This is a genomic window from Alistipes sp. HGB5 (genome assembly GCF_000183485.2).
Classification (GTDB): domain Bacteria; phylum Bacteroidota; class Bacteroidia; order Bacteroidales; family Rikenellaceae; genus Alistipes; species Alistipes finegoldii.
The window spans coordinates 1-7,101 of the sequence record NZ_AENZ01000044.1 but is presented as its reverse complement, the minus strand read 5'-3'; the positions used below and the strand labels follow the sequence as shown (position 1 = coordinate 7,101).

At 46.1% G+C, this 7,101-nt stretch carries 8 protein-coding genes and 1 pseudogene; 4 read left to right on the top strand and 5 right to left on the bottom strand.

What is annotated here, in order from left to right:
- Positions 1 to 58: 58 nt before the first annotated feature.
- Together HMPREF9720_RS06930 and HMPREF9720_RS06925 are read left to right on the top strand one after the other, a co-directional pair.
- Positions 59 to 819: pseudogene (locus HMPREF9720_RS06930) on the top strand (ParA family protein).
- A gap of 4 nt (positions 820 to 823) precedes the next feature.
- Positions 824 to 1,081 carry a hypothetical protein gene (locus tag HMPREF9720_RS06925; RefSeq protein ID WP_004328504.1) on the top strand — a complete coding sequence of 86 codons (258 nt, stop codon included), beginning with the start codon at positions 824 to 826 and terminating at the stop codon, positions 1,079 to 1,081.
- Positions 1,082 to 1,269: 188 nt separating this feature from the next.
- Here the strand turns inward: HMPREF9720_RS06925 and HMPREF9720_RS06920 are convergent, their stop codons facing one another.
- Genes HMPREF9720_RS06920 through HMPREF9720_RS06910 form a run of 3 tightly spaced genes read right to left on the bottom strand, consistent with a single transcriptional unit; the run spans position 1,270 to position 4,583 of the window.
- Positions 1,270 to 2,391, bottom strand: coding sequence for a fimbrillin family protein (locus HMPREF9720_RS06920; protein ID WP_026314684.1), 1,122 nt, complete (start codon positions 2,389 to 2,391; stop codon positions 1,270 to 1,272).
- 45 nt (positions 2,392 to 2,436) lie between these two features.
- Positions 2,437 to 3,357, bottom strand: a complete 921-nt coding sequence (locus HMPREF9720_RS06915; RefSeq protein WP_004328506.1) for a DUF5119 domain-containing protein — start codon at positions 3,355 to 3,357, stop codon at positions 2,437 to 2,439.
- Positions 3,354 to 4,583 (bottom strand): DUF3575 domain-containing protein, encoded by a 1,230-nt coding sequence (locus tag HMPREF9720_RS06910; protein ID WP_039940128.1) that lies wholly within the window; start codon positions 4,581 to 4,583, stop codon positions 3,354 to 3,356. The genes HMPREF9720_RS06915 and HMPREF9720_RS06910 overlap by 4 nt, the downstream gene beginning before the upstream one ends.
- A 294-nt stretch (positions 4,584 to 4,877) precedes the next feature.
- On the opposite strand from HMPREF9720_RS06910, the gene HMPREF9720_RS06905 reads away from it, so the two are divergent.
- Positions 4,878 to 5,936 (top strand): LuxR C-terminal-related transcriptional regulator, encoded by a 1,059-nt coding sequence (locus tag HMPREF9720_RS06905; protein ID WP_018665648.1) that lies wholly within the window; start codon positions 4,878 to 4,880, stop codon positions 5,934 to 5,936.
- Between the two features lie 127 nt (positions 5,937 to 6,063).
- On the opposite strand, the gene HMPREF9720_RS06900 is transcribed toward HMPREF9720_RS06905, so the two are convergent.
- Together HMPREF9720_RS06900 and HMPREF9720_RS06895 are read right to left on the bottom strand one after the other, a co-directional pair.
- Complete coding sequence (locus tag HMPREF9720_RS06900; protein WP_009597494.1) at positions 6,064 to 6,519, bottom strand: DUF4425 family protein; 456 nt, start codon at positions 6,517 to 6,519, stop codon at positions 6,064 to 6,066.
- A gap of 18 nt (positions 6,520 to 6,537) precedes the next feature.
- Positions 6,538 to 6,882, bottom strand: coding sequence for a conjugal transfer protein TraO (locus HMPREF9720_RS06895; protein ID WP_167537974.1), 345 nt, complete (start codon positions 6,880 to 6,882; stop codon positions 6,538 to 6,540).
- A 1-nt stretch (position 6,883) separates the two neighbouring features.
- Here HMPREF9720_RS06895 and HMPREF9720_RS06890 point away from each other — a divergent pair.
- A partial coding sequence (locus tag HMPREF9720_RS06890; protein ID WP_139022471.1) for a TonB-dependent receptor plug domain-containing protein occupies positions 6,884 to 7,101 on the top strand: 218 nt, incomplete at its 3' end.

Genomic DNA, 7,101 nt, shown 5'->3' with positions numbered 1-7,101 from the left:
TTATATTAGTATTTTAACTATATTTGCGGACATGACAACCATTTAAAAAACTGAATTTATGAGCAAAGCAAAAGTAATCTCCGTATTGAATCACAAGGGGGGAGTAGGAAAGACCACAACCACGATCAACCTGGGCGGCGCGTTACGTCAAAAAGGGTACAAGGTTCTTTTGATCGACCTTGACGGGCAGGCCAACCTGACCGAATCGCTGGGCTTCTCCGCGGAGCTTCCCCAAACGATCTACGGCGCGATGAAAGGCGAATACGACCTGCCGATCTACGAGCATAAGGACGGTCTTAGCGTCGTTCCCTCCTGCCTGGATCTCTCGGCCGTTGAAACGGAGTTAATCAACGAGGCCGGGCGGGAACTTATCTTAGCCCACCTTATCAAGGGCCAAAAGGAAAAATTCGATTATATCCTGATCGACTGCCCCCCCCCTCGCTGTCGCTGCTCACGCTTAACGCACTGACGGCCTCGGATCGGTTGATTATCCCGGTTCAGGCTCAATTCCTGGCAATGCGTGGAATGGCCAAACTTATGCAGGTCGTCCACAAGGTGCAGCAACGTTTGAACTCGGATCTTTCGATCGCCGGGGTCCTGATAACCCAGTACGACGGAAGAAAGAACCTGAACAAGAGCGTTTCGGAACTGGTACAGGAAACATTCCAGGGCAAAGTGTTCAGCACCCATATACGCAACGCCATTACGCTGGCCGAAGCCCCGACACAAGGGCAGGATATTTTTCACTATGCCCCAAAATCTGCCGGGGCAGAGGACTACGAGAAGGTATGTAACGAACTGCTAACAGAAATAAAGTAACCATATGGCAAAGAAGAACGATTTAAAAAACAGTATGTCGGCCGGGCTGACCGGGGGATTAGACAGCCTGACCCAATCCACGGCCGGGCAAAAAGAGGCTCAAAAGCCGAAGAAAGCGAAAACCGTGCATTGTAATTTTGTCATGGACGAAACCTATCACCAGAACTTAAAGCTGATCGCGATCCGCAAAGGCGATTCGCTAAAATCGGTATTGCAAGAGGCTATATCTGACTACTTGGATAAAAACAGTTCCCTGCTATAACAGCGTATCGGGAATATACAGGGCAAACACTCCACAAAAGAAATTCTCCAGGAAAAAGGTACGCAAAAAGCACCCCTACACATCAAAAAGTATATTGAAAATGCGATTCCCTATAAAAAACCCGTTGGCAGGGTTAATCTTGCGTATGTTTAACCTGCCAACGGGTACGATATTAATAAACGTTTGGATTAAGGTTGGACGTTTACGTCTTTATCTGCATCAACCCAGCCTGTTGTCTCTGCATCAAACTGGATCGGATTCAACACAGCCTCTCCCTGATCATCATAACCACCACCGAAAATCAACGTGTAGATATGACGCTTGCCCTGTTCCCATGTATCTCCGAACGGAACATAAATTGTTTTGTATTCGCTTGCTGAACCCAACAGATAAGCTCCGGACTGCCGGATTTTGCAGGCGATCTCCAGATAACATTGCTTCGCATTATCGGCCTCCAACTTGCTTTTGGTGGCTGTTTCGGAAACTTTCCAAGCAGTCAGCTCCTGTGGTATATTCAGCATAGGAGTATTTGTGGTAATATCGGTAGCTTCGGTATTGCTATTGACCGTGATGTTTGCGTTTTTCACTACGGTAAATGCGTGTGGAAATGCTAAATCAGACGAACTCCAACTTCCCGTTCCATCGGCTGCCGCAGGCAATGTGAAGGCGCCGGCAAATTTGAAATTATGAATCTTGATCACGTCGATGTCCACCTGCATGTTATCGTATTGGGTCTTTGCTTTGAATACGACCTGTGACAGAATATGTTTGAAATTAAATTTCACTATTCCGTTGTTCATGTCTTTTGTCTGGCCTTTGGCCATGGCATACATCACGTCGTAGTTTGCATGAGTAGTACCGCTTCCATACTCATCCATGCAGGTATAACTTATCTTTTGGACATCCTTGGTGGCTTCCCAACTATAAAACACTATCATGTCTTCACTAACCGTTCCGGGATTGAACGCGTAAAAGTCCAAAGCCTCGGTAGGCCAATAACGAAGGTCGTTCGCATCGTCATAATCCCACTTACCATTTTTGTACACGATCTTCACTCCGTCATGTCCAAAATCCGTGTCTACCTTTCCCATGAAGGCAGTACCATCCGTCGTAAAAGCGAACACGTCGAAATCGGTGCTCGTCAAGTTGTCGGGGGTAGTAGGGATAGCCCTCGTTTCCGCCGCATTACTTAACACGTTAAAACCAATCGCATTCCGTGAGGAGGTTTCCACATTCGCAATCTCCTCGTCTGAGCAACCCATGAGTAGAGCTCCAAAGATTGCCCAAAGCATTACTGTACTTTTTTTCATAAATAAAAACAATTTAAATTGATACATATAATTAACAAACTCGTATTACAACACTATATCCATATTCACATCATCCCAATCATCAACGTCCACATCAAATCCCGCACCGTCACTTCCCGGCTCGGATGGTACCTCATAATCAAAATTCAACACCAGATGCACATCACCGACATGCCCCGCTACCGGGACATCATGCACTTGGTCGCTCACGTCCTGTTCCAATACAGACATGCTGCCGGAACGGTTCTTGAGATACAGCCGGAAAACATTGGGCTCTCCTTCAAGTGCGGAATGTCCAAACGTATAGAATCCGCCTATAATCTGATTCCGTGAAACCATTCCATCAAAGAGCAGGCTCTCCGAAAGACCGGCGGGCAAACTGTCGCCGGACATGTTAAGCGAGCCGGACATGCCGGAAAGAGCGGCCCGCAAATCCGCCACCCTATCCAGTCCCCGAAGACCGTTCACCTCATACGTGTAGTGACATACCATGTTTACGGGAGTTAGCCGTACTATCTCCGCGCTTCCTCCCGGAATGTCCTTGAGGATAACTCTGTCTATATGGTCGCCACACAGCCAGGGTGGGGTGACAGCCATTGTCCGGTTATCCGGCGACTGAACATCACGCGTATCGGCAGTAAAAAGCGTGTAACTGCCGTTTTCTTTCCAAACCATCCCGTCGGTATCGTAGTTGAAGCAAATTACCCGGTAATCATTCTCGGGGAGCTCCACTTCCCCATCCTCTCCTCCGGGGAAATCAAATATCCACGTGTTGCTTTCATCGTCGGTCGGATAAAATACGACCCTCATGCCTTCAGGCTTGTCATGATTGGAAATCTTGGTCCAGTCGAATACTACCCGCACCTTGGCAAAGTGCGGATGATCGTAACATAAATCCTTATGCTCACAAGCCGTCAGTCCTATCCATAAAAATATGAACACCAGACAAAAGCGTATCCGTATCACTGCCTGCCTCCTTTCTTCTCGTTGTAGTTGCCACGGCCGATCAACCACACCAAAGAGATACCCGCCTTGGTCGGGCCGAACCAGCGGCGGTTTTTAGTGGTCTGCCATACATAGTGACCGTCCAAAGGGATGTACTCCTTGTACGATCCTCCAAGGTAGCCGATTCCCAACGTGAAATCCACATTGAACCGATGTCCCACAGGTAACGAGTAGCCGTAAGCCACGCCTCCCCCGTAACTCCATTTATCCCCCAAGTAACCTTTCCCACCCAATTCGAAATCATAGGTGACGATCTGCCCGTACAATCCGACATGATGCCCGGAAAACGGTTTTTCCACCGCTCTCCGACCGAACCAGCGGCGCAACTCCACATCTCCCCCATAGATACGCCAATAATTATGCTTCCGATCACTTTTCCACCAGGCATACATCCAATTCCCGGCCACAGACCAGTTCTTCCCCAAACAGAACTCAACCCCGATGTCAGGTATCAAAACAGCGTCATAAAGCAAGTTTGTTTTCACCGCCATGCAAAACGGCCGTTTCTTTACCGGAGCTATGACGGTAACGGTATCACGGATGCACAACGTATCACGTGTATGTATATATACCGTATCTCTGACGGGATTTATCGGATCACTATCATAGCATATTTTCACCATCGACGAACGAAGTTTCGGAAAATGGAATTTATACAAATATGAGTATGGCCTCCCCCCTTTCAGTCTTTTCAGTTCTCCCCCCAAATAAGGGCTGTCCTGGTTTTCCAAACGGACGATCTTCTCCAACAAACGAAGGACATTCTCCCTCTCCGGAACATTCACATCCGCTCTCACCATCGTTATAAGTCCGTTCCAGTCGCTTCCCGAAAAATGAAAATCCCTCTCCAATACCGGAATCTTTATATAAGGTGATATATACCGCCACAAAACCTCTGCTCGTTTTTCAGACAGCCTTCCATTCAACAGCCCCCCTCCTTCCGGGGAAGCTCCTCCTATTATTTGAATTTTCCTGATAAGACGGACGGAGTCGTTCAATGCGGAACAGATTTTAGCAAACCGCTCCATCTCGTTCCCATTGTCAAGTAAACATGTATCTATATTTACCTTTCCTTGATGAAAATAGATCCTTACCGAATCACGCTTCTCCTGAGCGGATATTTCTCCGCTTATACTCAACACGAGCACGAACAATACACATTTAATATAAAAACCTCTTTTCGTCATTTAATCATTTGTTAATATGACAATCCAAACCCAGGCTTTTACACCCCCTTGAATTTCGACCGCAAAAATACACACTTATAAACCAGCTTCCAAAGCAAAAAACAAACATTTTAAACTTATAAATACTTAAAAAGACGACCACACAACAACTACAACACTTACCACAGCAGCCAATCATGCTTACACAACAACTAAAAATACTTAACATCATAAAGAAAAGTACTTAAACATACAAAAAAACAGTTATCTTTGCAAGAAACATCATACTTAATAACACTTAAAACAATAAAATACATGATATTCAGCACAAAAGCCGCCTCTTTTCTAAGTTCAATAAAAACTCAAACTTACGACAAAAAAGAAAGAGAAATGATAATAACGTATCAACAAAAACGAGTCTTTCATCTATCCCTGCTCATGCTGGTCTTATGCGCACCCATATACATATATTCAGTTCCATTTCCCAATGAACAGTTTTATTATATTAACAGCGTATTATTCCTGTTTATCATTATGTGCACTCTCGCTTATTTTAAAAAGAGAGTAAATCTGACCACGACCTTTTCCATTATACTGATAGCCATACATATCGAGATTTTTATCGAAATAATTTATTGCTCAATATGTAGCGGATATGAATATAGTTATCAAAGAGCATTGATAATGAGTAACATTACTATCTCTCTCTTATTTACCATGCTTTCCATCTGTGCCTATATGAGTAATATCTCCATCCTATTGTCCTCCCTTACCATAGCTTCCTATACAATCTGCACACTTATCACCGACGAACCGTTCCTATACAGTTATCTGCCTTTGATCATCATCATATACACCATGATCCCCTTATTAGGAAGATCCTTACACAGTAATATCAGCAGCTTGCTAAAAAGTAGCAACTTGCTAAAAGAGGAAGAGGAAATGCTTTTGAAACGTCTCCAAATGAAAAAGGAAGAACTATTCGCGTTCGCCGAGTTGTTAAGCGAGAATAACCCGGAAGAAAAGACAAGCTCCCTGTTAAACATAATAGGGGAACAATCCAAAGAAAATCTTTTTACAGCCCTTGCCGCATACCAGAAAAAGGAAAAAAGTAAACTTGATACAATCAGGAGAATATATCCCAATTTATCCCCGTCCGAATTAAACATCTGCCGTTTAATACTGCAAGACAAGACCGTCAGCCAAATATGCGAATTATTACATCGGAGTAGCGGAAACATAACCAGCCAACGAGCGAACATACGTGCCAAACTCGGACTGAAAAAAAGCGACAATTTAAAAGAAGCATTACAAGAACGCATGAGGCTGTATGAAGAAGAACACCGGCAAGAGGACTTTTCAGCCATGCGTTAGGGATTGCAGAGTAAAGCCCACAGCCTTTAGGCGAGGACTTGAAACGTAAAGCCCGACCGTCCCACGGGAACGCCCAAAAGAAAAAAATCCCCCGAACATTCATCCGGGGGACATTCAGGTCGTCACGTCAATTATAATACAGATTAAGATCATCCATACCGATCTCCTTCCCGTCCCGGAAAGAAAGGCTCTTTTTCTCGATCTCCTTTCCGTTCTTGTAAACGGTCACAACCCACTGCATCGGCTCGTTCACGACACCGTCCTCCCCGTCCACGACACTACCGGAAACGGCGAACTCGATCGCCTTTCCCGTCGTGGTTAACGTCACCTTTTCGACGGACAGTTCTTCATCGCTTAGAATCAACGGGCTTGCGAGGCTTTCCCCCGTCGCCCCGTCTTTCAACCGCGTACCGTTGGCGACTACCACGACCGACTTAATGAAGCTGCGGAAATCTCCCGACTGCTCGATCGTTACCTCATACATCGCCCCTTTTCCTCCCGGTTCGTCGTCGTCCTTGCTGCAACCGACGAAACACAATGCCATGCACACGCATACGGCCGACAAATACAAATACTTTCTCATACCTTCAATTATTTAAGTTTATAAATAGATCACGCACCCCAGGCCGACATGGTTGTTATTCCGGAGAATGGAGTTAAACAACATTTCAAACCTGTATTCGGCAAAAAGAGCCACTTTCGGGCTTAGCAACATTTCCGGCCTTATCCCGACCTCGTATCCATACACGAAAGCCTTGCTTTTCGCCAGGTACACAAGATCGCTTTTCGCCTTGGCTTTCTGGTAGCCGATCGTCCCGGCTGCGATCCCCAGGAGCGAGAATTTCCGTCCTTTCAGGGCGTAATAGGCCAGCTCCGGGCCGACCGTCACGGTGTTTGCCTTTACCAGATCCCGGTTTAGATTCCGGTAATTAAGGTTTGCCCCCACCTTGAAAGCCTTGTACACCGGCGGCAGCAACGACCAGACATTAATTCTTTACGACGACGTGCCGATCTACAATCAGGCGCATGCCTACGGCATCCTCTCGATTTTCAGCGGCGAAACGGTCCAATCGGCCGAGGTGTCGAAAGGCTACATATCGCCCGCCTACGGCTCCCGGCTCTCGGCCCTGACGCAGATTCGCACACGCGAGGGCGACCGACAAAA